The sequence below is a fragment of the Paraburkholderia aromaticivorans genome (assembly GCF_012689525.1).
Taxonomy (GTDB): Bacteria; Pseudomonadota; Gammaproteobacteria; order Burkholderiales; family Burkholderiaceae; genus Paraburkholderia; species Paraburkholderia aromaticivorans_A.
Window position 1 is genome coordinate 2,086,938 of sequence record NZ_CP051515.1, and the last position, 25,710, is coordinate 2,112,647.

The 25,710-nt window shown below is 63.8% G+C and carries 19 protein-coding genes and 1 pseudogene; 8 read left to right on the top strand and 12 right to left on the bottom strand.

Annotated features, from left to right (window positions below):
• Positions 1-5: 5 nt before the first annotated feature.
• Positions 6-968: a peptidoglycan DD-metalloendopeptidase family protein gene (locus tag HF916_RS21170; RefSeq protein ID WP_168790780.1), complete on the bottom strand. Its 963-nt coding sequence runs from the start codon at positions 966-968 to the stop codon at positions 6-8.
• A gap of 626 nt (positions 969-1,594) precedes the next feature.
• Positions 1,595-2,011, bottom strand: a complete 417-nt coding sequence (locus HF916_RS21175; protein ID WP_168790781.1) for a hypothetical protein — start codon at positions 2,009-2,011, stop codon at positions 1,595-1,597.
• A 165-nt stretch (positions 2,012-2,176) separates the two neighbouring features.
• Here HF916_RS21175 and HF916_RS21180 point away from each other — a divergent pair.
• Positions 2,177-2,338: pseudogene (locus HF916_RS21180) on the top strand (SRPBCC family protein); the annotation flags it as partial.
• A gap of 146 nt (positions 2,339-2,484) precedes the next feature.
• Here HF916_RS21180 and HF916_RS21185 read toward each other — a convergent pair.
• The 4 genes from HF916_RS21185 to HF916_RS21200 form a co-directional block, all read right to left on the bottom strand.
• Positions 2,485-3,756 carry a cytochrome c gene (locus tag HF916_RS21185; RefSeq protein WP_168790782.1) on the bottom strand — a complete coding sequence of 424 codons (1,272 nt, stop codon included), beginning with the start codon at positions 3,754-3,756 and terminating at the stop codon, positions 2,485-2,487.
• A complete protein-coding gene (locus HF916_RS21190) occupies positions 3,753-4,475 on the bottom strand; it encodes a (2Fe-2S)-binding protein (RefSeq protein ID WP_168790783.1) in 723 nt (240 codons plus the stop codon). Before HF916_RS21190 ends, HF916_RS21185 begins: the two co-directional genes overlap by 4 nt.
• A complete protein-coding gene (locus tag HF916_RS21195) occupies positions 4,472-7,300 on the bottom strand; it encodes a xanthine dehydrogenase family protein molybdopterin-binding subunit (protein ID WP_168790784.1) in 2,829 nt (942 codons plus the stop codon). The genes HF916_RS21190 and HF916_RS21195 overlap by 4 nt, the downstream gene beginning before the upstream one ends.
• 469 nt (positions 7,301-7,769) lie before the next feature.
• Entirely contained in the window at positions 7,770-8,525 is a 756-nt protein-coding gene (locus tag HF916_RS21200; protein WP_168790785.1) for a DeoR/GlpR family DNA-binding transcription regulator, read from the bottom strand.
• 122 nt (positions 8,526-8,647) lie between these two features.
• Between HF916_RS21200 and HF916_RS21205 the strand changes: the two genes are divergently transcribed.
• Together HF916_RS21205 and HF916_RS21210 are read left to right on the top strand one after the other, a co-directional pair.
• Positions 8,648-9,235, top strand: a complete 588-nt coding sequence (locus tag HF916_RS21205) for an NUDIX domain-containing protein (protein ID WP_168790786.1) — start codon at positions 8,648-8,650, stop codon at positions 9,233-9,235.
• Positions 9,236-9,456: 221 nt separating this feature from the next.
• Positions 9,457-9,786, top strand: a complete 330-nt coding sequence (locus tag HF916_RS21210) for a hypothetical protein (protein WP_168792098.1) — start codon at positions 9,457-9,459, stop codon at positions 9,784-9,786.
• A gap of 139 nt (positions 9,787-9,925) precedes the next feature.
• Here HF916_RS21210 and HF916_RS21215 read toward each other — a convergent pair whose 3' ends face one another.
• On the bottom strand, positions 9,926-10,927 hold the full coding sequence (locus HF916_RS21215) for an aldo/keto reductase (RefSeq protein WP_168790787.1): 1,002 nt from the start codon (positions 10,925-10,927) through the stop codon (positions 9,926-9,928).
• Between the two features lie 263 nt (positions 10,928-11,190).
• Here HF916_RS21215 and HF916_RS21220 point away from each other — a divergent pair, with 263 nt between their 5' ends.
• Positions 11,191-12,138 (top strand): LysR family transcriptional regulator, encoded by a 948-nt coding sequence (locus HF916_RS21220; RefSeq protein ID WP_168790788.1) that lies wholly within the window; start codon positions 11,191-11,193, stop codon positions 12,136-12,138.
• Between the two features lie 12 nt (positions 12,139-12,150).
• On the opposite strand, the gene HF916_RS21225 is transcribed toward HF916_RS21220, so the two are convergent.
• A complete protein-coding gene (locus HF916_RS21225; protein WP_168790789.1) occupies positions 12,151-13,311 on the bottom strand; it encodes a porin in 1,161 nt (386 codons plus the stop codon).
• Positions 13,312-13,834: 523 nt separating this feature from the next.
• Between HF916_RS21225 and HF916_RS21230 the strand changes: the two genes are divergently transcribed.
• Positions 13,835-14,944, top strand: coding sequence for an OpgC domain-containing protein (locus tag HF916_RS21230; protein WP_168790790.1), 1,110 nt, complete (start codon positions 13,835-13,837; stop codon positions 14,942-14,944).
• A gap of 175 nt (positions 14,945-15,119) precedes the next feature.
• Positions 15,120-16,010, top strand: a complete 891-nt coding sequence (locus HF916_RS21235; protein ID WP_168790791.1) for an alpha/beta hydrolase — start codon at positions 15,120-15,122, stop codon at positions 16,008-16,010.
• A gap of 59 nt (positions 16,011-16,069) precedes the next feature.
• On the opposite strand, the gene HF916_RS21240 is transcribed toward HF916_RS21235, so the two are convergent.
• Positions 16,070-17,152, bottom strand: coding sequence for an AI-2E family transporter (locus HF916_RS21240; protein WP_168790792.1), 1,083 nt, complete (start codon positions 17,150-17,152; stop codon positions 16,070-16,072).
• 374 nt (positions 17,153-17,526) lie between these two features.
• Between HF916_RS21240 and HF916_RS21245 the strand changes: the two genes are divergently transcribed.
• Together HF916_RS21245 and HF916_RS21250 are read left to right on the top strand one after the other, a co-directional pair.
• Positions 17,527-17,808, top strand: coding sequence for a DUF3331 domain-containing protein (locus HF916_RS21245; protein WP_106311561.1), 282 nt, complete (start codon positions 17,527-17,529; stop codon positions 17,806-17,808).
• 274 nt (positions 17,809-18,082) lie between these two features.
• Positions 18,083-20,659 (top strand): adenosylcobalamin-dependent ribonucleoside-diphosphate reductase, encoded by a 2,577-nt coding sequence (locus HF916_RS21250; RefSeq protein ID WP_168790793.1) that lies wholly within the window; start codon positions 18,083-18,085, stop codon positions 20,657-20,659.
• A 192-nt stretch (positions 20,660-20,851) separates the two neighbouring features.
• Here the strand turns inward: HF916_RS21250 and HF916_RS21255 are convergent, their stop codons facing one another.
• The 3 genes from HF916_RS21255 to HF916_RS21265 are packed head-to-tail and all read right to left on the bottom strand — an operon-like array spanning position 20,852 to position 25,517.
• Positions 20,852-21,802, bottom strand: a complete 951-nt coding sequence (locus HF916_RS21255) for a dimethyl sulfoxide reductase anchor subunit family protein (protein WP_168790794.1) — start codon at positions 21,800-21,802, stop codon at positions 20,852-20,854.
• Positions 21,803-21,821: 19 nt separating this feature from the next.
• The gene (locus HF916_RS21260; protein ID WP_168790795.1) at positions 21,822-22,565 is read right to left on the bottom strand and encodes a 4Fe-4S dicluster domain-containing protein; all 744 of its coding nucleotides are present in this window, start codon (positions 22,563-22,565) and stop codon (positions 21,822-21,824) included.
• A gap of 27 nt (positions 22,566-22,592) precedes the next feature.
• Positions 22,593-25,517, bottom strand: a complete 2,925-nt coding sequence (locus HF916_RS21265) for a molybdopterin-dependent oxidoreductase (protein WP_168790796.1) — start codon at positions 25,515-25,517, stop codon at positions 22,593-22,595.
• Positions 25,518-25,710: the final 193 nt, after the last annotated feature.

Genomic DNA, 25,710 nt, shown 5'->3' on the forward strand with positions numbered 1-25,710 from the left:
CGTGCCTAGCCGCGTCCTTGCGGCAGGTACGGCATGGGGTCGATCGGTTTGCCGTCGCGGCGCAACTCAAAGCCCACGGAAACGCGCGAGTTGTTTTCGTCGCCCATCTCGGCAATCTGCTGTCCCTGCACGACGATATCGCCGGTTCTGACCAGCAGCTTGCGGTTGTGCGAGTAGGCGGTCAGAAAGTCCTTGTTGTGCTGGACGATGATCAGACTGCCATAGCTGTTCAGACCCGTGCCGGCGTACATCACCTTGCCGTCGGCCGCGGCCCGCACCGGATCGCCCGGCTTGCCGCCGATTTCGATGCCGCGTGTTTCGCCCGGCTGGAATCCTTCGACCACGCGCCCGCCCGCGGGCCAGGCCAGCGCTACGCCGTTCGCGTGCCGCGCGGTTTGGTGCGCCACTTCGCGTGCTTCAGCGGCGCTGAGCGCCGGCGACTGCACGGACAGCGCGGATTGCGACGGTGACTGCGCCGCACCCGATGCGGAGGCCGGCGCCGCCTGCCGCGCCGCGACCGAAGCCGCCGGCGCGGACGCCGCCGCGGCTTTCGCTGCCGCAATGGCCGCGTTCACCGCCCGCACCGTTTCCGGCGACGCGACGTGCAAGACCTGTCCCAACTTCAAGCGCGAGGACGCCTTCAATCCATTCCAGGCCTGCAACTGCTTCACGCTGCAGTGATGATGCTGCGCGATGCGCGCCAGGGTGTCGCCACGTTTGACGCGATACACGAGCGGCGGCGATTTCTTGAGCAGTTCGCTCTGGTCGGCGGTGATGCCGGCTGGCGCAACCGCCGTCGCATCGGATGCCGGCGCGCTCGCCGCCGGCACTCCGGACGCAGTTCCTGCCCCCGCTGCCGCGCCTGTCTGCGCGCCCTGCTGCCCCACATTCGCACAACCGCTGACCGCCAGCGCGACCCATACGCCGGCCAGACTGGCCATCATTGTTCTGTCGAAGCGCTTTCCCATCTTGTTCGACTCCTGCCTCGTTCATTGACGAGCCGGATGCCGCCTTATCGCATGCGACGCGCGCGCCCGGACGGCGCGCTGCTTTCCCCTGCGACACGGCAAAGCCGCCTCGTGCGGCATTCACCCATGCCCTGCCGACCAACCCAACCCCTCGCCTTCACAAGCTGCCGGATACCCGGGACGCGCACATGCCGTCCGCCAAAACAGCCGATCTTCCGCGAAAAGGGCCAGATTGCTGATTAAAATTCAAGCGGAATTGTAAAGTGCGTTTTATAAAAAACGCGTCAACTCACATACTTTGATACAAACCTTACGCAGGGTATTGCGACATCGTTGCGCATACAACGTGTACGGCGGCGGCGCGTGCCCGTCAGGCATCCGCGTGGCCGCCGCAAATCCGGTCTTTACCGGACCGCGTTTCATGCGCCGCTGGCGGATCGGGTGCGCGTTTGCCAGTCATGCAAAACGCACCTACGGCGACGCCTCGGCAAGCGCACGATAACGTTTGCATTAACGGCAGAGTGGCATGGAAACTTGAATCGCCAGCGTCGGCGGCCGTAGGCGTGGAGTAAGAGTCGTGTCGGCGCTCGGACGGAACGGCGTCCGTCCGGCTCGCTGGGATGCGGCTAGCTGTAGTACTGCCCCTGGTATTTCACGTAACCGACCGGATGATGCGTGAAGTGCAGCACCGGCAGAACGGGATTGCGATTGTCTTCGGTGGGATAGGCGCTGGCGTCGGGGATGTATTCGCCTTGGGCTTCGATCGGTTGCCCTGCCTGCAAGTTGGGGATCTCGTGCGCGAGGCCCTCGTTGTCGCCGAAACGAACGGCGACGAAGACCTCGGTGCCCACGAGATTTTCCGTACCGCCTTCGAACTTCACCACCGTGTCGATCTTGATGATGAAGTGCTGATGATTGGCGCCGTTGTGATTTTCCGGGCTGGCGAACACCTTGCTGATCGTGCCTTGCACGCAGGCCAGCGGCGCGCCCAGTGAATGAACGTAACTATGATGAGGAAGGATCTGCGTCGCGCGATTACTCATGAAGTCTCCGTGAAAGGAATCTGTCTTGCCTACGGCGAAACGTAAGGCGCGCCGCAAGCCGGCAGCGGCGCGATACCATTTGAGCGGACCAAGGCGCGCGAGTTCATTGCGCGCCGTTCACAGCAACCATCTTGCATGGGGCCGCCTTGCATGGGACCACGCGAGATCTATATACCGCTGCGGGTGATCGCGAACGGCAGCGGCTGCGATGTGCAATTCACGCTGTTTCGCGTGCCCGGCATGACGGACGGGAAATTTGCCGCCGACGCGCAATGGGTCGAACGGGATTTGCGCAAGCTGAAGGCGTTGGTCGAAGCGCGGAATTGACGTGCGTGGCCTTGACGGTTTTTGTCCAGACTGCCTGCGTATGACCACCGCACAATAAAAAACCGACGCCCTTAACCAAAGAGCGTCGGTTTCTTTAAATGCCTGCACCCAGCGCCTGATACAAACGCCAGAAGTACAGCAACAGTTCAACGCAGCGCTTTCACCGCATCCGCCGTCACGTCAGCCGGCTGGCCGCCCCACGTCGCACGCAGATAGTTGGTGAGCTGCGCGAGTTCCGCATCGCTAAGTTGGGTGGCGAAGCCCGGCATCTCCTGCATCCGCTCGAGGCCCGGAAAATCCTGTGCGCCGATACCGTCGAGCATCGCCACGATCAGATTGTGGGCATCGCTTTGACGCAGCGTCGAATTGCCATGCATCGGCACGGCGACATGCGGCTTGCCTTCGCCGTTCAGACCATGACATCCCGCGCACACGGCGAGATACACGTTGCGCCCCGCTTCGAGCTGAGCGGCATCCGCGGAAACGGACTGCAGCGGTTGCGGCGCGGGCGCCCGATCGCCGAGCAGATAGGTCGACATGGCGCGCAAGTCGTCGTGCGTCAGGTACTGGCTGCTCAGATGCACCACGGGATACATCTCGCCGAAAGCCGAGCCCTGCGGCGCGATGCCGGTGGCGAAGAAGCTCTGCAGATCGGCCGCGTTCCAGCCACGCGCCGCGAGACCGTGCGGCGTGATATCCGGCGCCGCGATCCGGCCGAGTGCCGCGCCGGTCAGCGGCTTCGCGCCGTCGAGTTGGCCGAACGTACCGCGCGGCGTATGACACTCGGCGCAATGGCCGAGCGCGCTCGCCAGATAGCGGCCGCGATTCCACTCCGCGGACGCCCCGGACGAGGTCCCGGCCGACGCATCCGGCAACGCGTCCTTCAGGAACACCCAGTTCCAGAAGCGCACGCCGAAACGCAGGTTGAACGGGAACGACAGCTCGGGCTCGTGGTTCGCCACCGCCGCCGGCTTCTGCGCCATCAGGTACGCGTAGATCGCATCGCTGTCCGCGCGCGACAACTGACGGTACGACGTATACGGCATCGCCGGATAGAGCCGCTTGTCCGGCGTGACGCCGTCGTGCAGCGCTTTGTACAGATCGTCCGCGCTCCAGTTGCCGATACCGTGGTCCTTATCCGGCGTGATGTTGGTGCCGTAGAAGGTGCCGAACGGCGAAGCCAGCTTCACACCGCCGGCGAACCGCGCGCCGTCGGCCGTGGTGTGGCAGGCGGCGCAATCGGCGGCCTTGACGAGGTAGCGGCCGCGTGCGAGCGGATCGGCGGCGGTGGATTGCGGTCCCAATGCGGCAGCCGCGGCCAGCGCGCCGGAGTCGTCGTGCTTGCCGCACGCGCTCAGCGCGAGCGCGGTGCCGAGCAGCAACAGCGCGCGGCGCAAGGTGATCGGTCGGCTCATCATGCGGCGTCCTTTACGAGGCCCGGCGTCGTCAGCACGACTTCCTTCACGGCTTCGTAATAGCGCACGTAGCCCGTACAACGGCAGATGTGATCGTTCAACGCTTCGGTAATGGTTGCCTCGACCTTGTCTTTGGCAACCGGCTGACGCTTCAGGCGTTCGATCAACACGGTCGCCGCATTGACGAAGCCCGGCGTGCAGTAGCCGCACTGAAAACTGAAATGCTCGAGAAACTTCTGCTGGATCGGCGACAGTTCGACGACCTCGCCCGCTTCGTTGTGCTTCGCGTGGCCTTCGATCGTGCGAATGGATTTGCCGTGGAAAAAATTCGCGCCGGTGATGCAGGTGCGCACTTCTTCGCTGGTGCCGTCCGGTTTGTCGACGATCACCACGCACGCGTGGCAGATGCCCTGGCCGCAGCCGAGGCGCGAGCCGGTCAGGTGCAGGTACTCGTGCAGGTAATCGATCATCATCAGCCCGGCGGGCACATCGGTCGGGCCGACGATCTCGCCGTTCACCTTGATCGACAGCGGCATCGAACGAAAATGCGTTAGCGGACGCTCGACCACGGCGGCAGCAGGCGTGCTAGCGGCGACGGTTGTCGAAGCCGCGGCGACGCCGCTAGCCGGAGCCGCGCCGAAAGCAGCGGATGCGCCGCTTGCAGCAGCAGTGCTCACCGCGCCACTCGCGCCGTTAGCCTGAGTTTGATTTAGGGCCGTCATGCGAGCACCTCCTGAATACGTTGCGGGGTGACTGGCAGGTCGGTAAAGCGATGTCCGATCGCGTGCGCGATCCCGTTCACAATAGCGCCGACCACCGGAATCATCACCACTTCAGCGATGCCCTTCGGCGGATCGGTCTCCGTCAGCGGCGGCAGCACTTCGCCGGTCTGGGTCCAGACGGCGACGTCCGTAGCGCGCGGCAAGTGGTAACGATTGAAGTTCCACGTGCCGTTGCCGGGACCGTCTTCGTAGAGCGGCAGATATTCATGCAGCGCGTGGCCGATGCCCATCGCCAGACCGCCTTGCAACTGGCCCGACACAAGTTGCGGCGAGATCTGATTACCGCATTCCATGATCGAGTGATGCGCGAGCAGATCGACCTTGCCGCTCGCTTCATGCACCGACAGTTCGACCAGCGTGCCGACCGCGCTGTAATACGTCACGGCCGCGTTGTTGCGCTGGACCGGCGGAATGAACACGCGCTGACGATCCAGCACGCGGTAACGATTCGGCGTGGTCTGCATCTTCTGCTTGTCGGCAGACACGTTGTCGCCGTAGCGCACCGCGAGTCCATCGAGCGGCCAACGCTCGACGCTGCCGTCGATCTCGAAGTCCGCTTCGGTCCACTGCCAGCGGTTGAACACGTGCACGGTCGCGCCGGTCACGAGTCCGAGTTCGTGCGCCTTCTTCGCGAGCTGTTCGAACGGCAGCGCTTCGAGGCCCGCGGCGGAGAGCTTGCCGTCGACCCAGCGCGCGTCTTCGATACGCACCACCAGCGGCGCGGCCTGGCCGCCGCCGATGCCCTGACTCCAGATCGACATCGCCGCGGGCCACAGACCATGCGTGAACACGACGCGCGCCGCTTCGCGCGTGCTGTGCGTGAAGTAGTAAGCGGAATTCGTCGCGCTCGACGGCGATGCGTAGCCCGGCGACCAGCGCGGATTCGCCGCGAGCTTGTCCTGCTCCGCTTGCGACATCATGTACGGATCGCCGCTCGTGACGACCGGCAGATCGGGCCAATCGGTGATGGCGACATGCACATCGGTGGCCGGCTTGCCGAGCCATTTCGCCACCGCGACGGCCTGCGACGTCGACATGCCGGTGCCGATTTCGGCGGCCGTGTGTTGCAGGCTGATCTTGCCGTCGGCGCTGAACTCGACCTTCGCGAACGACGTTTCCGCGCCGGTGCCGAAGTCCTTCTGCACGCACGCGAAGCCGACGCCGTAACGCTTGCCCGGATGCGCCGCTTCGAACTCGGTTTTGCGCTTCGCGCGGTTCAGCCACAGCGGATGCACACGGGCTTTGTTCAACACATCGTCGACGCGAATCGCACCGGCCGGCACCGCGCCTTGCGTGTTCTTCATGCCGGAACGCAGCGCGTTTTTCAGGCGGAACTCGATCGGATCGAGTTCAAGCTGCGCGGCGATCTCATCGATCATCATCTCGGTCGCGGCCATGCTCTGCAGCGTGCCGTAGCCGCGTGCGGAACCCGCGTCGATTGCGCGCGTTGCAATCGCCACCGCCGACAGATCGTTCTTCGGGAAGTAGTAGATCGACTGCGCGGCCGTTGCGCCGACCATCGCCACCGACGGCGAGAAGTTGCAGCGTCCGCCGCCGTTCGCTTCCATCTCCGCCTTGAACGATTGCAGCAGACCGCTCTTTTTATCGACGGCGATGCGGTAGTTCATCTTGAACGCATGGCGCTTCAACGAAGTCTGGAACTGCTCGTAACGATCGTTGGCAAGGCGCACGGGACGGCCGTCGGCGTACATCGCGCAAACGAGGCCATAGAACGGCACGTTGAAGTGATCCTTGGAACCGTAGCCCACCGTGTAACACGGGTGGATGAACAGGTTCTTCACCGGGAACGCGCACTTCGCGACCATGCCGGCCGCGCTGTCGGCGACCTCGGACGGCGCCTGGGTCGGCACGACCATATGCAGCGATTGCGTCGCCGCGTCGTACCAGCAGTTCGCGTTGTCGGGCTCGAGCGCAGCCGTATCGATCGACTGCGTGTTGTACTCACGTTCCATCACCAGCCAGTCCGCCGACGGCTGATCGAGCTCCTGCTGGATCCGCGCGGCGTGGAACATGCCCTGCTCGTCGAGCTTGCCGTGTTCGACGCCGTCCGGCCACACCGGCTGATGCTTGCGCATCATGCTCGGGAAAACGGGTGCGTCTTTCAGACTGGAGAAGGCGTCATCGTCATACGGCGTCTTGCCGCCGACGCGCACGAAGCGGAACGTGCCCCACGGATCGCGTTCGAGCGCGCCGGTTGGCGCGCCGTAACGGATGATCTGATCCTGGAACTTGAGCTTGTCTTTCGCGAATCGGAAACGCGCGAAGTCGTGATAGATCAGGATCGCCACCGCCTGGCCGAGATACGCGGGCGTCTTGCCCGGCGGCAGCAGCATGTCGTCGCCATAGAAGGCCGGGAAGACCAGGCCGTCGCGCGCGAGATCGGCGGCGGTGATCACGCGGTCCGGTTTCAGTTCGTCGCCGAGCAGCGTCAGGTCGAAACCTTCATAGCTGCGGTCGGCTTGCGTCGTGCGCAGAATGAAAGCGTGCGACTGCTGCTGCGGCCAGTGCGGCATGTCGGCGGCGCGAATGTCGCGGGCGAACACTTTCGAGCCGGTGACTTTGGCAATCCCGTCGATGCGGAACTTGGCCTGACCGTTGGCCGCATCCCACTGCACGGGCGTCAGGATTTTTTCTTCGAACAACGCAGCGAATGCGCGGCTGCCCATCGGCGTGATATACACCGACACACCCGCCAACACGCTGGCCTTCAGAAAACTACGACGCGAAAGGTCGAGTTTCCCCATGGACTTCTCCTTTAGTGAATACGGCGGCAACCGGGGCTTCTTCAAGGCGTCGTCCGAGGGGCTTCCATCGAGGCGGCCCATAAGAGTACTTCCTTCTGGCGTCGTCAGAAAAACGCGGGCACGGACCGTCACGCGCGCGGGCTGGCACACGACGAACTTGCGCTGGACGGCTGTCACCACGAGGGAGGTATTCGAGCCGCGGGCGCTATCTAACGCCCGGGCGTACCGGCGACCTGCGACGACCGTCACTTTGGTCGTGCCGCAGTCGATCTGATTGACCTTGAACTACCGTGAGTTGCCTTTCCTCGCCCCACAGAGGGCAAGGGGCGGGATTATCGCGCTGATTCGCCGTAGGGTGCGTCAAATTTTGTGCGCTATCTGGCGAATAACGAATCTGGTATGAAGCGCTATATTCGCGGGTTTACAGCGGTTTTTGACGGGTTTTATACTTTTTTATCAGCATGTCGAACTATGCGCGCACGATGCTGATGCCCAAGGCCTCGAATGGCGCGGTCAATGCCTCGTCCGTATTCCGTTCGACGACGATCGTGCTGGCCGCCGTCACGTCCGCGATCTTGTAGGCCGAGGCCGCATTGAGTTTTTCCGCCGACGCCAGCACCACCGTCTCCGCGGCATGTTCCGCGAACGCGCGTTTCACATAGGCCTCTTCCCTATCGCCGGTGCTCAGGCCCGCTTGCGGATGCACGCCGGTCACGCCCATGAAATACAGGTCCGCGCGAATGTGGCTGAGCGCTTCGATGGCCGCGGCGCCGACGTTGACCATCGAATGCCGGAACAGGCGGCCGCCGATCATGACGACCTCGAGCTCGGCGTGCTCCGCGAGTTCGACGGCGATGCTCGGGCTGTGCGTGACGATCGTCGCGCGCAAGTCACGCGGCAGATGGCGCGCCAGTTGCACGGCCGTCGTGCCGCCGTCGACGAACGCAATCTGGCCGTGCGCGATCATGCCGGCCGCCGCCCGGCCGATCGCCGCCTTCGACGCCGATTCGATCCGCTCGCGCCCGGCGAAATCCACCGCCGCCGGCGACGCCGGCAGTGCGCCGCCATGCACGCGCTGAAGCTGGCCTTCGGCGGCGAGTTCGCGCAGATCGCGGCGAATCGTGTCCTCGGAGACCTCGAATTCGGCGCTCAAAGTTTTGGCGATCACTTGCCCGTTGCGTTTGAGCGCGTCGAGTATCAACTGCTTTCTTTGCGATGTGAGCACGGTGGCGGTCCTTACCGAGTTTCAGCAGTTTGCACGAAATTACTTGTTTTTGCACGATATCGCACGATACCATGATTCGCATGCGGAGCGAACCGCGTTTCCTATAGGACAGGATGCGAGCCATGAACGAAATCGCCGAACGGGTCAGGATTGTCGACGTCGAGGTGCTGTCAGACGACTGGTACGTGCTGAAAAAAACCACTTTCGACTACCAACGCGCCGACGGCAGTTGGCAGCGCCAGAGCCGCGAAACCTACGACCGCGGCAACGGCGCGACGCTGCTGCTCTACGAACCGCACCGGCGCACGGTCGTGCTGACGCGGCAATTCCGTCTGCCGGCGTTCGTCAACGGCCATCACGGCATGCTGATCGAGACGCCGGCCGGGCTGCTGGAGACCGCGTCGCCGGAAGAGCGGATTCGCGCGGAAGTCGAGGAAGAAACCGGCTATCGCGTGCACGACGTCCGCAAGGTCTTCGAGGCCTTCATGAGTCCGGGGTCGGTCACGGAGAAACTGCACTTTTTCGTCGCCGAATACGATGCGGTGGCAAAAGTCGGCACAGGCGGCGGCCTCGCCGACGAAGGTGAAGATATCGAGGTGCTGGAACTGCCGGTGGATGAAGCGCTGGCGATGATCGAGCGCGGCGAAATCGTCGACGGAAAGACCATCATGCTGTTGCAGTACGCCAGGCTGAATCTGTTCGGCAGGTAGTTCGAACGTGGCGAGTTTCCGTGCTTTTCGGACTGATCCTACGGGGTATTAGGAAAAGGACGATAGGTTGGACCCGGCAATAAAAATATTCTTACGCATCCCATTGAGGTCGACCAGCGCCGCAGTCTAGGCGGCGCCGGTTTATCGAATGGAAAACCCTTCCGTCAGAATATTTTCGATTCGCCGCCTTGATCAAGGCGGCGCATCAAGCCGAGGTTCAAGTGGATTCTCTCAGTTCAGCAAACCGATTCATGAGCGGTTTTTTCTTCGGCACCCTGATTGCGGCCGTGATCATGGTGCTCCTGTGCAATGCCGGCGAATTTTCGCCGTTTATGGCCAAACTGCATGCACTGGAACAGGTTATCGTGACCGCGCTGATTTCCAGCGTGATCGTCGACGCCAAACCGTTGGCCTATAAGACCGTCTGGCGCGAGCGCCGCTGCAGCTTCGTTCTCGATGAAGACATCAACGCCACGCTTCGCGGCCGGACCTTCGGCATTCCGTTCGGCGTGGTTGTCGGCATTCTGTTTCAGAATTACGTGATGAATTGAGCGTTAATCCGTTTTAATACGTCGCTCGATATTCATCATCTTCAATTCGCGCGCCTTGCGATAATCCGTTATCCAAGGCGCGCGATTCGTTTACCTCTCCTGTTTTCCGTAACGGTCGATCGGACAGCCGAGTAGCCGATCAATGCCCGCTGCGTTCGCTGTCCAGATGCGCCATCTGCACCTCGTTGTAGCGCGAGCCCGCCACGGCTTCAGGCGGAATCGCAGCTTCGATGCGCGCCAGTTCGTCGGCGCCCAGTTTTAAGCCGGTGGCGGCGAGCGCATCCGTCAACTGGCTGCGGCGCCGTGCACCGACCAGCGGCACGATGTCGTCGCCGCGTGACAGCGCCCATGCAATCGCCAGTTGCGCCGGATTGGTGCCGCGCACGTCGGCGATGGTGCGCAACGTTTCGACCAGCGCCAGATTGCGCTCGAGGTTCTCACCCTGAAAGCGCGGGCTCACGCTGCGAAAATCCTTCTGCGCGCCACGCTCTTTCGACCACGTGCCGCTCAGCAAACCACGCGACAACACGCCGTACGCGGTGATGCCGATGCCGAGTTCACGGCACACCGGCAAGATTTCGGCCTCGATCCCACGCGACATCAGCGAGTATTCGATCTGCAGATCGGCAATCGGCGCGACGGCCCGCGCCCGGCGCAGCGTGTGCGCACCGACTTCCGACAAGCCGATATGGCGCACGTAGCCTTCCTTCACCAGATCGGCGATGGCGCCGACGGTCTCCTCGACCGGCACCGCCGGGTCGAGTCGCGCGGGACGGTAAATGTCGATATAGTCGGTGCCGAGCCGCCGCAGCGTGTACGCGAGGAAATTGCGCACCGCCGCCGGCCGCGCGTCGAAGCCGATCCAGCCGCCGGCCGGATCACGCATCCCGCCGAATTTCACGCTGACCACCACGTTCTCGCGCTGACGCCCTTGCAGCGCGTCGCGGATCAGCATTTCGTTGTGGCCCATGCCGTAGAAGTCACCTGTGTCGAGCAGCGTGATGCCGGCGTCGAGCGCCGCGTGAATCGTGGCGATGCCTTCGTCGCGGTCGGCCGGACCGTACAGATCGGACATGCCCATGCAACCGAGGCCGATGGCGGAAACGCGCGGGCCCTGTTGGCCCAGTTGACGTGTGTTCATTGCGTGCCTTCCCGAAGTCGTTTGATCGCGTTGAGATTGGCGGCGAACCGGCCTGCCCGAAGACGCGCTTGCAGCCGCGTTTGCAGCCGCGTTTGCAGCCGTGTTTGCAGCCGCGTTCGCCACGCCTGAACGGCATTCTGCGCCTGGCCAGTGTAGCGATAAAGGCGCGGCGTTCGATCAGATTGGTCGAAAACGGTTAACAATCGGGACAATGGAAAGCCACCTAACCCAGCCCGACCGAACCCAGACGGAGAGCATTGTCGATGGATCACTTGCAGGCCATGAAAGTCTTCGCGCGCGTCGCGCAACTCGGCAGCTTCACCAAAGCCGCCGAGCAGATGCAACTGCCGCGCCCCACCGTGAGTAACGCGATCCAATACCTCGAAAGCCATCTGCGTGTGCGGCTGCTTCAGCGCACCACGCGGCGCGTCGCGCTCACGCCCGAAGGCGCCGCTTATCACGAGCGTTGCGTCCAGGTGCTGGCCGATATCGACGACGCCGAAGCGCTATTCGCCGATGTCGCCGCCGGCCCGCGCGGCGTGATCCGCGTCGACTTGCCGGAGCGGCTGGCGCTGCACGTGGTGATCCCCGCGCTGCCGGACTTCTTCGCGCGTTATCCGGACATTCGCGTCGTGCTAAGCGCGACCGATCGCATGATCGATCTGATCGAGGACGGCGTGGATTGCGCGGTGCGGGTCGGCAGCATGGGCGACGCGACGCTGGTCGCGCGGCGCATCGGCGAGTTCGAGCAGGTCAATTGCGCGTCGCGCGGCTACATCGAGAAACATGGCCTGCCGCGTACGCCCGCCGATCTGGACAGCCATGTCGCCGTCGGCTTTTTCTCGAGCCGCAGCGGGCGCGATCTCGACTGGGAATACCAGGAGCAAGGCGAACTGAAGACGGTGGCGATGCGCAGCGCCGTCTCCGTCAACAGCGCGCATGCCTATATCGGCTGTTGCCTCGCCGGACTCGGCATGATTCAGGGGCCGGTCGGCAGCGCGGACGCGCCGCTGTTCGAGAGCGGTGAACTCGTCGAAGTGCTGAAGGACTGGAAAGCGCCGCCGCTGCCGGTGTCGGTGGTGTTTCCCCATGGCCGGCATCTGGCGCCGCGCGTGCGGATTTTCGTCGACTGGGTGGCGGAGTTGATCGGCAAGCGAACGCCCGCCGCGGCGGCGCCCAAAAACAAACGGCCGCGCGGCACGGCTAGATAGCGTGAAGCGAACTCAGAACTTATGCCGGATCGCCGCGCGCACCACGACCTGCTTCGAGGTCGATGACGGCGACTGCGTGCCGACGTTGAAGGCATCGTCCAGAATCGAATAGGTCGAGTCGCCGGTCACCTGCTGATACTCGCCCTGAATGTAGACGTCGGTGCGTTTGGACAGGTTGTAATCCGCCATCAGGCCGAACGAATGAATTTTCGGCTTCACGCCGCCGGTCGAGGCGTCGTAGGTTTCCATCGTGTACACGTATTGCGCGCCGACGAACAGCATCGGCGAAATCTGATACTTGCCGTTCACCTCGAAGTTCTGATACTTCAGCGAGTTCAGCAATACGCCCGGCGGCACGAGCGGCGTCACGCCGAGATAACCGTTGCCGATCGGGTCCAGATAATTCGAGTTGGTATAGACGAAGCCAGCCGTCGCCGGACCGAACGTATACGTGATGCCGCCGCCGAACACGCGCATGCGGGCGGCGATGAAGCTGGCGTCGTTCGCCGTGATCGCACCGTTCGCGCCATTGCCGGGATTGTCGGCCTGCAGATACGCCGCGGCCACCAGCAGACCGCCATAGGAATACTGCCCGCCGAAACTGTACGCGCGATTGTTGGCGAAGTTGGTGTCGTTGCTAAAGCTATAGACGCCGCCGAACTGGAAGCCGGACAGCGACGGACTCGTGTACTTGACCGAGTTGTCGAGCCGGAACGAGTTGTCCGTATTGTCGTTGTCGTACGGGTGCGAGAAGAGCGAGCCGGCCCAGTTGCCGTTGGCTGTGGTCTGGGCCAGATAGTCAACCACCGAATCGTACTGGCGGCCGAACGTCAATGTGCCGTAGCGCTCCGCGCTCAAGCCGACTAAGGCCTGGCGGCCGAACATCCGGCCACCCTGGTTGAGCCGCCCGGAACTCACGTCGAAACCGTTTTCCAGCTGGAAGATCGCTTTCAGGCCGCCGCCCAGTTCCTCGGCGCCCTTCAGCCCCCAGCGGCTGCCTTGCGCATAGCCGCTCGCCAGCTCATAGACATGGCCGCGGCCGACATTGTTGGTGTAGTTGATGCCTTCGTCGAGCACGCCGTACAGCGTGACGCTCGTCTGCGCCGAGGCGGGCGCGGCAAAAGCGGCAAACATGGCGGCGGAGACAGCTAGCGCGAACACTTGCTTGTTCATGACGATCTCCCTGCACTCGAGCAATGGGACAACTCGATCCGGCCGCTTTGTTCTTTGCGCCTCACAAGGTGCTGCACCGACCCTGACGCGCTTTACGGAAATCCTCACACGCCGTTGGCTCGCCGTCCATTGGGTGTCGTGTCGATATCTTAAAACGTTGCGAAATCTCCACTTGGTGCGGTGAGCCCTTTTGTCGCGGCGCTCATTCAGGTAAACGGCGCAACGCCACGCGGACTTGATACCGGCCGCGCATCACGCGCGCCGACTTGCCCTGCCTCACGCCGATTTGTCACGAAAAGAAATATAATCGCAAGCTTCTTGCGGCGGCGCAGCGGAACTCCGCGCCGCCACGCGGGTCACTTTTACTGCCTCCTGCAACCGTGCCACGTCCGGCCGGTTGGAAAGCGGCGACGCGGTCGCGTATCCGCCGCAGCATCCCAATCCAATTTCTAAAAGCCTTGTGAGACGCCTGCCGCGCTGAACCAGCGCGCCGTCGCACGGGGTTTGCTTTTGGCGCCACACAATGCAAAAGTCGCAATCCCGCCTGATCGAACTTGATTTTTTTCGAGGGTTGGTCCTTCTGATCATCGTGGTCGATCACATCGGCGGCAGCATTCTGTCGCGCGTCACGCTGCACGCCTACGCGCTATGCGATGCCGCCGAGGTGTTCGTGTTCCTCGGCGGCTTTGCGACCGCCACGGCCTACGCCGCGCTGGCCGAACGGCGCAACGAGACGATCGCGCGCAGCCGCTTCCTGCGGCGCTCGCTGGAAATCTATCGCGCGTTCCTCGTCACTGCCGCGCTGATGCTGCTGGTCAGCGCCGTGCTCAGCGCGTTCAGCATCGACGGGCCGAATCTCGCCACCACCGATCTCGACGATCTGATGGACACCCCGCTCGCGGCGCTCGGCGACATCCTGCTGTTCCGCCGCCAGCCGTATCTGGCCTCGGTGCTGCCCATGTACGCGTTCTTCGCGCTGCTGGTGCCGATGATCCTGCCGCTCGCGCGCAGCAAGCCGTGGCTGCTGCTGGCCGGCAGCGTCGCGTTGTGGGCCGGCGCGCCGGCCATCGACGCCTACCTGCCCGCCGCGCCGGACATGCACTGGGATTTCAATCCGTTCGCGTGGCAATTGCTGTTCGTACTCGGCGTGCTGGCGCGTTGCCAGCCGGTCTATCAGCGCGTGAGCGCGCACCGTCTGAGTTGGCTCGTCAGTCTGCTGGCGTTCGCCGTGGTTGCGGCGGCCGCTTACTACAAGCTGTTTATCGAGCACGAGCCGCTCGATGGCAGTCTCAAGCAAAATCTTTCCTACCTGCGGGCGGTCAATTTCCTCGCCATCGCGTGGCTCGTCGCGAATCTGATTCAGCTCGGCTGGGCTAGGAAGCTCGCGCAATGGGTGCCGTGGGTCGGCGTGATCGGACGCAAGGGGTTGCTGTGCTTTATCGCCGGCGCGGTGATCTCGCTCGTGGTCGATTCCGTGCTGTACGCGGCGACGGACGGCTATCTGAACTATCCGCTCGGACTGCTCGCGGATGCGATCGCGATCGGCGCGCTGTTCGCGGTGGCGCTGGGCATCGAGCCGCTCAAGCGTCTGGCCGGCCGGTTGTATAGCGGGCGGCTGCGGACGTCGCCCTGAGCGGCGTGCATACGTAAAAGCGTGGGCTCACCGCCTGGCGACCACGGGCTATTTCTCTGCCACTCGGTCACGTTCCATGCCGCCGTCCGCTGAACTCAATAGTGGTCAAAATGTTCTGCCGATCCTGATAGCATGACGGCCGCGCGCGACCTGCGCGGCGGCCTCCTACTCTGACATGCGTCTATTCCTACGTTTCGCCTTTGTTGCGCTCTGCGCAGCCTCGACCAGCGCGCCGGTGCTCGCCAGCACCGTGATCAGCCGCAGCTTCCATTCCGACGCGCTCGGCCGCGACTGGGCCTACACGATCTATCTGCCGACCGGCTATCGTCATGACGCCGGCCGCCTGCCCGTGCTGTATCTCCTGCACGGCAACAACGGCGACGCCAACGACTGGATCACGCAAGGCCACCTGCAAAGCGCGGCCGATGCGCTGATCGAGCATAAGGACATGCCGCCTGTCGTGATCGTGATGCCGCAAGGCGGCACGGACTGGTACGTCGATCGCAAGGAAAAGATGGAGACCGCGTTCTTCGACGATCTGCTGCCCGAGATCGAAGCGCGCTATGCGGTCTCGACGCAACGCGCCGCACGGATGATCGGCGGCGTCTCGATGGGCGGCTTCGGCGCGCTGCGCTATGCGATGACGCAACCCGAGCGCTTTTGCGGTGCGCTGCTGCTGAGCCCCGCGATCTATCCGAATGAGCCGCCGCGCGCGTCGGCGGCGCGCCGCGTCGGCGTGTTCGGCGAGCGCGAATTCGACGCGCGTATCTGGCGCGAGCTCAACTATCCGGCGCAGTGGGACCGCTACATGAGCCGGCCGTACCGTCTGCCGATGTTCATCGCCGCCGGCGACGACGACCTCGCGATCCAGGCCGATGCGTCATCGCTCTATACGCACCTGCGGCTGGCGGGCAATCCGGCGGCGCTGCGCATTATCGACGGCGGTCACACGTGGGACGTCTGGAGCGCGCTGCTGCCCGCCGCGCTCAAATACACGGTCGGCTGCGTGAAGTCGCCACCGCAGCAGCCGCCGCCGCTGGAGCATCCTTCGAATCAGCGGCCCTGATCAGCGGCCCTGAACGGTTCAGCAGTACCGCCTGAAGTCGGCCTGAAAAACCCGTGCAACTATTGCACGAGGTCGGTCCACAACACCATCAGCACGGTCATCAGCGCGGGACCGATGAAGATGCCGAGCAGGCCGAACGTTTCCGCGCCGCCGAGAATGCCGAACAGCACGAGCAGGAACGGCAAACGCGTCGAGTTGCCGATCAGCACCGGCCGCACGAAGTGCTCGGCGATGAACACCACGACGGAGCCGAACACGGCGAGGCCGATGCCCGCCGCCACCGAGCCTTGCGAGACCAGCCACAAGGCCGCGAGACCAAAGGTGATCGGCGCGCAGAACGGCAGCATCGCGGCGATCGCGGTGACGAGCGCGAGCAGCGCGACATGCGGCAAGCCCGTCACGAAATAGGCGACGCCCATCAACGCGCCCTCGCAGAGTCCGACCACGACCAGTCCCGACACCGTGCCGCGCACCGCCGTGGCCATCCGTAGCAGAAGCTGCGCGCCGTCTTCGCCGAAGCCGCGCCGCATGCCTTTGAGCAGCGAGCCCGACAAGCGCGGCCCCGCCTGAAAAATCACGAACAGCGTGATCAGCATGAAACCGAACACCGCCACGGCATGCACCGCGCGCGCGCCGAAGTGCCGGCCGAGCGTCATCACCGTGGTGCTGTGCAGTCCTTTCATGGCCGCCGAGCCGCGCAGCGGCTGAGCAAGGTTGGCCTGCCACCACGTGGAAGCCTGTTGCGCGCCGAGCGGCAGATGCTGGATGAAATCCGGCAACGGAATGCCGTTTTCCTGCGCGTCTTTGAACCACTCGCTCATGTCGTGCGCTTCGCGTAGCGCCTGGGCAATGCCGATGCCCACCGGCAACACGACCAGCAACGCGATCGCCAGCGTCAACACGACCGCGATCAGCGTCGTGCGGCCGGTGAACCAGCGGTTGCCCTCGACCCTGCGCAACAGCGGCCATAGCGCAATCGCAAGCACGGCGGCCCATGCCACCACCGCAATGAAGTCGCGCGCGACCCACAACGCCAGCAACACCAGGCCGATGTACAGCACGAGCGAGGCCGCTTTCTGCTTCTTCAGGCAGTCCGACGCGTCTGGCGGTTCAGGCGGTGCCACAGGCGGGCGTGAATTCATGTGAGCTCGTATGGTTTTGTGAAGGCGCCCCCAAGGGACTTCCTTCGGTATGTGCGCGCGAGCCGACCGGGAAAATGCAAAACCGCTACACTGGCGCTGCCCGGTTGCTCATCAATAACCACATCTTAAAGGAAGCACCGGCGCCCTTTGCGGGTGGCGCGCTTGTCTCACTGCGTACAACACTGCGTTGCAAAAATCCGCCCTATCGTAAATTCAGCATAACAATGGCCCGCGAAGGCCCGTCTTTTCGGGACAGCGCGAATGTCAAGTTTCATTGTTGCTGTTTGAAGAACAGTGTTTCAACCGCGGCACAATGGCTATCCGGCGCGCGCGGGACTACATTCGGCACACCACACAATACGGAGCCGACGACGATGACCTTAGAGTCCATCCCCCTTGACGGTACCAATGGCGTCCGCATCGAGATTCTCGAGCGCTCGGACACGACGCTCGTGATTCGCTGGGTCGAGCCGGGAAAATGTCATTACGGCGAGCAGCGGTGGCGGCGCCGGTCGGCACATACCTCGGGAACCTGCGCGGTATCGCGCCGCAAGATTCGCCGCGGCGACGCGGTGTTCAAACCGGCCGAGCGGCCGGCGCCTTTGAATGCTTCCGCCATGATCTGCGCTGAACTGCTGGAGTGCGTCGAGGCCTGAGCCTCAATCTCCCTGCCGGCGTCGCGCGCACGTTCTGGCCAACGCGCGTGACGCGCCCGATCTGCCCGGCGGACCAACCCACATAGCGGCACGCGCATCGCGTGACCCGCCTCGCGCCGTGGGTAAAACACCCTCTGATTGCGGCCCCTCGCCACGTGCGTTAAGGTGGACGTCGTTGCGTCAAGTCACCCTGCCGGCTCCACGCACGGCGCTATCGTGACCCGCATTCCACCCACCGCGCCGCGCCCCTTGCGGCGCCGATTGAGGGCATACCATGGCCGAAGACACGCCGGAAACCCGCACGCCAATAGCGCCTCCCGCGCCTCCCGCTCCACTCGTCGCGCCGCAACAATTCTCCTTGGACGTCCTGCTCGAGAAGTACGCGAAAGGCGACGAGCAATCGGCTGACGACGTGTTCAAGCGTGTCGCGCGCGGCGTCGCCGAGGCCGAACCGCAAGCGCTGCGTGAATCGGTCGAGGCGCTGTTCGTCGACAACCTGCGGCACGGCGCGCTCGGCGCCGGCCGCATCATGAGCGCGGCGGGCACCGGCATTGCGGCCACGCTGATCAATTGCTTCGTGCAGCCCGTGGGCGACGCGATTCAGGGTGTCGACGAACAAGGTCTGCCCGGCATTTACGTCGCCTTGCTGCAAGCAGCGGAAACCATGCGCCGCGGCGGCGGGGTCGGCTATAACTTCTCCGCGATCCGTCCCAAGGGCGCGCGCGTTCACACCACCAGTTCGTCGGCGTCCGGCCCGTGCAGTTATATGGACGTCTTCGACGCGTCGTGCCGCACCGTCGAAAGTGCCGGTTCGCGGCGCGGCGCGCAGATGGCTGTGCTCGATTGCAATCACCCCGACCTGCTGGAGTTCATCGAGGCCAAGCATTCCAAAGGCCGCTGGAACAACTTCAACGTCTCGGTCGGCGTGACCGATGAATTCATGCGCGCCGTCGAAGAAGATCAGCCGTGGCAACTCGTGCATCGCGCCGAGCCCTCACCGGCCCAGCGCGCGGCCGACGACGTGCGGCAACGCGAAGACGGCCTGTGGGTCTATAGCGAGCGTCCCGCGCGCGCGATCTGGGATCGCATCATGCGCTCCACTTACGACGTCGCGGAACCCGGCATCGTGTTCATCTCGCGCATGAACGAGGACAACAATCTGCGCGCCGTCGAAACCATCCGCGCCACCAATCCGTGCGGCGAACAACCGCTGCCGGCGTATGGCTGCTGCAACCTCGGGCCGCTGAACCTCACGCGTTTCGTGATTGATCCGTTCGCGCAAATGAAAGGCCGCAAGCCTTCGTTCGATTGGGACGGCCTCGCCAGACGCACGCGCACGCAGGTGCGATTTCTCGACAACGTGCTCGACGTCACGCTGTGGCCGCTCCCACAGCAATACGACGAATCGCGCGCCAAGCGGCGCATCGGCGTGGGCTTCACCGGCCTCGGCGACACGCTCGTCATGCTCGGCTTGCGCTACAACTCGCAGGAAGGCCGCGACTTCGCTGTGCGCATCGCGCAACTGATGCGCGACGAGGCGTATCGCGCCTCCGTGGAACTGGCGCGCGAGCGCGGCGCGTTTCCGCTTTTCGACGCCGCGCGCTATCTGGAAGCCGGCACGTTCGCCTCGCGTCTGCCGGAGGACATCAAGCAGGCGATCCAGCGTGACGGCATTCGCAACAGCCATCTGCTCTCCATCGCGCCGACCGGCACGGTGAGCCTCGCCTTCGCGGACAACGCGTCGAACGGCATCGAGCCGGCCTTCTCGTGGACCTACACGCGCATGAAGGTGATGGCCGACGGCGGCCGCGAATCCTTCGACGTCGAAGACTACGCGTATCGGCTTTATCGCGAGCTTGGCGGCGACACGAATAAGCTGCCGGACTATTTCGTCAGCGCGCTTGAGATGTCGGCACGCGACCATCTCGACATGATGGCGGCCGTGCAGCCGTACGTGGACACGTCGATCTCGAAGACGGTGAACGTGCCCGCCGACTATCCGTTCGAAGCGTTCGAAAGCCTTTACTTCGATGCGTGGAAAAACGGCCTCAAGGGTCTCGCCACCTATCGGCCCAACGAAACGCTCGGCGCGGTGCTCAGCGTGAGCCCGCCGCAAGCCGACGACACGTTGACCGAGAGCGATCTCGATCCGTTGCGTATCGCAATCGATCATCGGCCCAAAGGCGAGTTGCCCGCGATTATCGAGAAGGTCGAATATCTGACGCAGGCGGGTAAGAAGTCGCTTTACGTGGCAGTGTCGTTCATCGAAGTCACGGGGCGGCTGGGCGGTGAAGACGTCACCATCGAGCGGCCTATCGAGTTCTTCATTCCGACCGGTCAGCGCGACGAATCGCAGCAATGGATCACGGCAACGATGCGTTCGCTGTCGCTGGCGGCGCGCGGCGGTTTTGTCGCGCGCAATCTGCAGGACATGCGCAAGGTTTCGTGGGATCGCGGCCAGGTGCGGCTCGGCGACGTGCTGCGTCTTGACGGGCACCGCGCGCCGCGTTGGCACGATTCGGAAGTGGCCGCCCTCGCCTTCGCGATCCAGCAGATTCTGCATCGGCGCGGCTTTCTCGATGCCGAAGGCAATCAGGTGCCTTCGCGCATGCTGGCGCGTTTGCCGCGCGGCCAGATGCGGGCCGAGACGGCGTTACCGGCGGATTTCGGCATTCGTCCGCATCCCGTTGAGACTGACGCCGACGCGCTCGCGTTGACGCAGCCCGGCGGAGCGCACGGCCTGCATACGATGCTCGGGCGCAAGTGCGGGTCGTGCGGGGCGAATGCGGTGATTCGCAAGGACGGGTGCGATTTCTGCACCGCGTGTGGCGAGGTGGGCGCATGCGGGTAGCGTTCTCGAGTGGCGCTCTCGACTGACACACTCCACGGCCGCCAATTCTGGCGGCCGCGTTCTTTGCCTCTACCTGATTGAGACCCCGAGCGTCTCGCACGCGCGGTCGTCGACCGTCTCGCATCCGCAAATGCGACTGCCAATCGAGCTGATCGTACGCGGCACGACCGCAAAGCCGCGCGAGTTCACGCCTCAGCCCACTCTCGCGTAATAAAGATTCTGCGGATGCTTCGCCTCGGCAAAGAAAAACCAGCGCTCCGCCACCAGACCCGCGTATTGCACGAGGCACGCCGCGGCCAGCAAGCCGAGCGAAACGCCGATCGAATGCAGGCTCGCCCCTAGCGCCATCAACACGACCGGCGCAACGAACGCTGTCGCGAGAAAGCCCCATTTGACATTGCGCAGCGTTCCCGCCGATTTACCGTGAAAGAACTCGCGCAGATTGAACGCACCGGCGGTAAAGCCGCGCGACACCTGCACCAGCTTCGGATTGCGAATGCCCGTGGCGCTCTGCACTGTCGACTTCGGCCGCAAGCGCGCATTGCGCATGAGCGACGCCGAGCGGCTCGCCAAGCCGGCGAGCGTCAGCACACATGCGCAGACAGCGAGTCCAACGGTCCACTCGGGCGCGAACCACGCGCTCAAGGCCGTCGCCAGCGTGAAGCCTGACGCGCAGCCGAGCAGCGCGAAGTTGACCAGCGTGAGCGGCGTGGCCCACTCCTGCAGAAAGCGCAGACACGCATAGATCATCGCCGTGCAGACGAACAGCACGGCGCTCGCCAGCACGCCGAGCCAGCCGATCGCGAGCGACCACGGCGAGCCGAACCCATGCGCGACACCGTAGAAAAACGCGCAGGCGAGAAACGCCGGCAGGCACAGACACTCGCGCGACAACCACGACGTCCGCCACATGGCAATCGCGCGCCATGCGCGTTCGGGATGACCGAGATGGAAAAACGACGCGATCAGTCCGAGCCCGCCCAACACCACCGACACACCCGCGCCGGCGATATAGAACGCAACGGCGGGCGACGCGAGCAGGCCCAGATGCGCGGCAGTTTCCACGCCGACGAGCGCGATCAGCAGGCCTTGGGCCGCGCCGCTCAAAGTGGTTAGAAAAACCACGGAGAATGCGGGATTCATCGTGAGGTCCTATCAGTCGTTAGATGCGCGTCGCCATCGACGCAAGATGCAAGTCGCCGCGCTCGAACTGCGCATCGAGCGCTTCCGGTTCCTGCATCGAGCCGGCCGATTTGCACGAGCACGAACCGCTGCCGCAACCCGCGGCCTCGGTGGGCACGCGCGGCAAATAGTGATTCGCCGGCCGCGTGTTCCACTCGGGCATCAACTGATAGCCGCCGCGCTCCTCGATCGCTTTCGACACCACCGACTCCGGGTCATGAATATCGCCGAACAGCCGCGCCGAGGTCGGGCAAGCGAGCACACAGGCCGGCTGACGGTCGCGCTCGGACAGATTCTCATCGTGGATCCGATCGACGCACAGCGTGCACTTGGTCATCTCCTTGCGCGCTTCGTCGAGCTCGCGCGCGCCGTATGGGCACGCCCACGCACAATACTTGCAGCCGATACAGCGGTCGAAGTCCACCAGCACGAGCCCGTCTTCCTTGCGCTTATAGCTCGCACCGGTCGGACAGACCGGCACGCACGGCGGGTCCTCGCAGTGCAGACACGACTTCGGAAAATGAATCGTCTCGGCGTTGGGAAAACTGCCGGCTTCAAAGCTCTGCACCCGGTTGAAGAAGGTGCCGGACGGATTCGCGTCGTAGGGATTCAGGTCGGCGAGACTGCCCGATTCGCCCGACGTGTTCCACTCCTTGCAACTCGTCACGCAAGCGTGGCACCCCACGCACACGTTCAGATCGATCACCAATGCCATCTGTGTCATCACAGGCTCCTTGCGGCTGTCTCGATGCTATTTGCGCCCCGTCGCGCCGCGCAGCCGCGCCGCGAACTCCCCTCGTCCCGCGAAGTAGGTCTGCACGATCCGTGAGATCACGCCGTTCTCGCCCGGCACCGCGGGCATCGCCGCGAATTGCGGCAGCGTGTGCCGCGCGTCCGCCTCTGCCGGATAGATGCGTACGCGCACGTCGTACCACGCAGCCTGGCCCGTCACCGGATCGGAGTTCGACATGCGTCGTGCTACGTCGTCGGCGCGGTTGGGCAACTCGTCGGTGATGAGGTGATTGAGCAGGAAACCACGTTGCGATTCGTTCGCGCCCGGCCCGAGGCTCCATGCACCCGACGCCTTGCCGATCGCGTTCCACGTCCACACCGTGCCCGGCTCGACGGTCTCGCTGAAACGCGCCATGCAACGCACGCGGCCCCATTGCGATTCGGCGTAGATCCAGCCGCCGTCGGCGATACCGTTTTCGGCCGCCATCAATGGATTCATGTAGAGGTAGTTCTCGCCATGAATCTGTCGCAGCCATGCGTTCTGCGAGTCCCACGAGTGGTACATCGCCATCGGCCGCTGAGTCACCGCGGCGAGCGGAAACTTGTCGAGGTCGGTCGCCGCGCTTTCGAGCGGCGCATACCAGAACGGCAGCGGATCGAAGTACTTCTCCACACGCGCGCGCAAGTAATCCGGCGGCTGCCTGCCGCTCCTGCGACCCTGCGCGGCGAGCCTGAACTTCTGCATCACGTCGGAATAAAGCTGGATCAGGATCGGCTCGCGAAACTTGCGGAAACCGTGCTTGACCGCCCACTCGAGATACGGCCCGTTGCAGTTGCGCATATATTGCAGCGTCTCGGGCAGCGGGTAATGGAACACGCAATTGTTCTTCGCGTACTGCTCCCACTGCTTCGGATTCGGTTCGCCCACCAGCGCCTTGTCGCCATCCTTGCCGCGCCAGCCGATCAGAAAGCCCACGCCGGAATCCGGTGAAGTCGTAAAATTGACGACGAAGTCGGGGTAGTCGCGATAACGCCGTGCGCCCTCGGCGGTCGTGAAAGCAGGAAACTTCAGACGCGACGCAAGCTCGATCAGCACTTCCTGGAACGGCTTGCATTCGCCGGTAGGCGGCACGACCGGCACGCGCACCGAATCCACCGGGCCGTCGAATTCGGAGATCGGACGGTCGAGCATCGACATCGCGTCGTGCCGTTCCAGATAGGTCGTGTCGGGCAGGATCAGATCGGCGAACGCCGTCATCTCCGACTGGAACGCGTCGCACACCACCAGAAACGGAATCTTGTACTCGCCGCTGGCGTGCTTGTCGACCAGCATCTCCCGCACTTTCATCGTGTTCATCGACGAATTCCATGCCATGTTGGCCATGAAAATCATCAGCGTGTCGATCGGATACGGATCGCCGCGCCACGCGTTGGTAATCACGCTGTGCATCAGGCCATGCACGGCCAGCGGATATTCCCACGAGAAGGCCTTGTCGATCCGCACCGGCCCGCCCTGTTCGTCGATGAACAGGTCCTCGGGCGCGGCGGGCCAGCCGAGCGGACCGGTGGCAAGCGGCGTGTTCGGCTTGACGGCGTCGGGACTGTTCGGCGGTTTTGCCGACGGCGGCACGGCGCGCGGAAACGGCGACTTGTGACGAAAGCCACCAGGCGTGTCGATCGTGCCGAGCAGCGACATCAGCACGGCCAGCGCGCGGATCGACTGGAAGCCGTTGGAGTGCGCCGCGAGGCCGCGCATGGCGTGGAAGGCGACTGGGTTGCCGGTGACCGTTTCGTGCGTCTCACCCCACGCGTCGGTCCAACGGATCGGCAAGGTGATGCGATGAGCGCGGCTCGTCTGGATCATTTCACCGGCGAGGCGGCGAATCGTGTCGGCGGAAATGCCGGTGATGCCTGCGGCCCATTCGGGCGTGCAATCGGCCACGCGTTCGCGTAGCAAGGCGAACGACGGCGTAACGGGCGTGCCGTCCTCAAGCGTATAGCGGCCATTGAGCGCGGGATTGACGCCGGCCGTGTGATGCGGCACGGCACGCGCGGCGTCGGCGTCCCACCAGAGATGATTCTGCGGAAATAGCGGATTGCCGGCCGGCCGCTCGGGGTCGCGCACGAACAGGCCGAAGTTTTCGCTGGCTTCGTCGAGATCGACGAGTTCCGCCGCGTTGGTGTAGCGGCGCACGAACTCGTGATCCCACGCGTCGGCGGCAATCAGTTCGTGCAGAAACGCCATGAACAGCGCGCCATCGGTGCCGGGTTTGATCGGCACCCATTCGTCGGCGATCGCCGCGTAACCGGTGCGGATCGGATTGATCGCGATGAACCGGCCGCCCGCGCGCTTGAACTTCGAAAGAGCGATCTTGAGCGGATTCGAATGATGATCTTCCGCCGTGCCGATCATGAAGAAGAGCTTGGCGCTGTCGAGGTCCGGCCCGCCGAATTCCCAGAACGAGCCGCCGATCGTATAGATCATGCCGGCCGCCATGTTGGACGAGCAGAAGCCACCATGCGCCGCATAATTAGGCGTACCGAACTGTTTGGCGAACAGTCCGGTCAGCGCCTGCATCTGGTCGCGGCCGGTGAAGAGTGCGAATTTTTTCGGATCGGTGGCGCGAATCTCGCCGAGGCGCTTTTCGAGCACGTCGAAAGCGTGCTCCCACGACACCGGCTCGAACTGCGCGCTGCCGCGCTCCGCGCCCGGCTTGCGCATCAACGGTTGAGTGAGGCGCGCGGGCGAGTACTGCTTCATGATGCCGGAGGCGCCCTTCGCGCAAATCACGCCCTGGTTGAGCGGATGCTCCGGATTGCCGTCGATATAGCGCACCTCGCCTTCGCGCAGATGCACCCGAATGCCGCAACGGCAGGCGCACATGTAGCAGGTGGTCGTCTTGATGTCGAGCCGTTCGTCCTGCGTGCGAGCGTGATGTTCCATGCGGGATCTCCGTCGCTGCTCCAGCGGTGCCGAAGCGGTGGTGATGCAATACCGCCCATCCTATGCGCCGTGGCCTCACAAGGGAAATCGCCATTTTCGAGAGAAACTATCCGCCACGCCGATAGTTTATGTTTGGCTTTCAATGGCGAGTCGGCGACGGTTCGGCCACGCCGCACGCGCTTTCCGACACGCT

Bases quoted from the DNA above. Each gene is read 5' to 3' on its own strand.
- HF916_RS21195 (WP_168790784.1), bottom strand. From the start codon at position 7,300: ATGGGGAAACTCGACCTTTCGCGTCGTAGTTTTCTGAAGGCCAGCGTG.
- HF916_RS21235 (WP_168790791.1), top strand. From the start codon at position 15,120: ATGCGTCTATTCCTACGTTTCGCCTTTGTTGCGCTCTGCGCAGCCTCG.
- HF916_RS21260 (WP_168790795.1), bottom strand. From the start codon at position 22,565: ATGACACAGATGGCATTGGTGATCGATCTGAACGTGTGCGTGGGGTGC.
- HF916_RS21220 (WP_168790788.1), top strand. From the start codon at position 11,191: ATGGATCACTTGCAGGCCATGAAAGTCTTCGCGCGCGTCGCGCAACTC.
- HF916_RS21240 (WP_168790792.1), bottom strand. From the start codon at position 17,152: ATGAATTCACGCCCGCCTGTGGCACCGCCTGAACCGCCAGACGCGTCG.
- HF916_RS21225 (WP_168790789.1), bottom strand. From the start codon at position 13,311: ATGAACAAGCAAGTGTTCGCGCTAGCTGTCTCCGCCGCCATGTTTGCC.
- HF916_RS21255 (WP_168790794.1), bottom strand. From the start codon at position 21,802: ATGAATCCCGCATTCTCCGTGGTTTTTCTAACCACTTTGAGCGGCGCG.
- HF916_RS21215 (WP_168790787.1), bottom strand. From the start codon at position 10,927: ATGAACACACGTCAACTGGGCCAACAGGGCCCGCGCGTTTCCGCCATC.
- HF916_RS21175 (WP_168790781.1), bottom strand. From the start codon at position 2,011: ATGAGTAATCGCGCGACGCAGATCCTTCCTCATCATAGTTACGTTCAT.
- HF916_RS21185 (WP_168790782.1), bottom strand. From the start codon at position 3,756: ATGATGAGCCGACCGATCACCTTGCGCCGCGCGCTGTTGCTGCTCGGC.
- HF916_RS21250 (WP_168790793.1), top strand. From the start codon at position 18,083: ATGGCCGAAGACACGCCGGAAACCCGCACGCCAATAGCGCCTCCCGCG.
- HF916_RS21170 (WP_168790780.1), bottom strand. From the start codon at position 968: ATGGGAAAGCGCTTCGACAGAACAATGATGGCCAGTCTGGCCGGCGTA.
- HF916_RS21245 (WP_106311561.1), top strand. From the start codon at position 17,527: ATGACCTTAGAGTCCATCCCCCTTGACGGTACCAATGGCGTCCGCATC.
- HF916_RS21205 (WP_168790786.1), top strand. From the start codon at position 8,648: ATGAACGAAATCGCCGAACGGGTCAGGATTGTCGACGTCGAGGTGCTG.
- HF916_RS21190 (WP_168790783.1), bottom strand. From the start codon at position 4,475: ATGACGGCCCTAAATCAAACTCAGGCTAACGGCGCGAGTGGCGCGGTG.
- HF916_RS21230 (WP_168790790.1), top strand. From the start codon at position 13,835: ATGCAAAAGTCGCAATCCCGCCTGATCGAACTTGATTTTTTTCGAGGG.
- HF916_RS21265 (WP_168790796.1), bottom strand. From the start codon at position 25,517: ATGGAACATCACGCTCGCACGCAGGACGAACGGCTCGACATCAAGACG.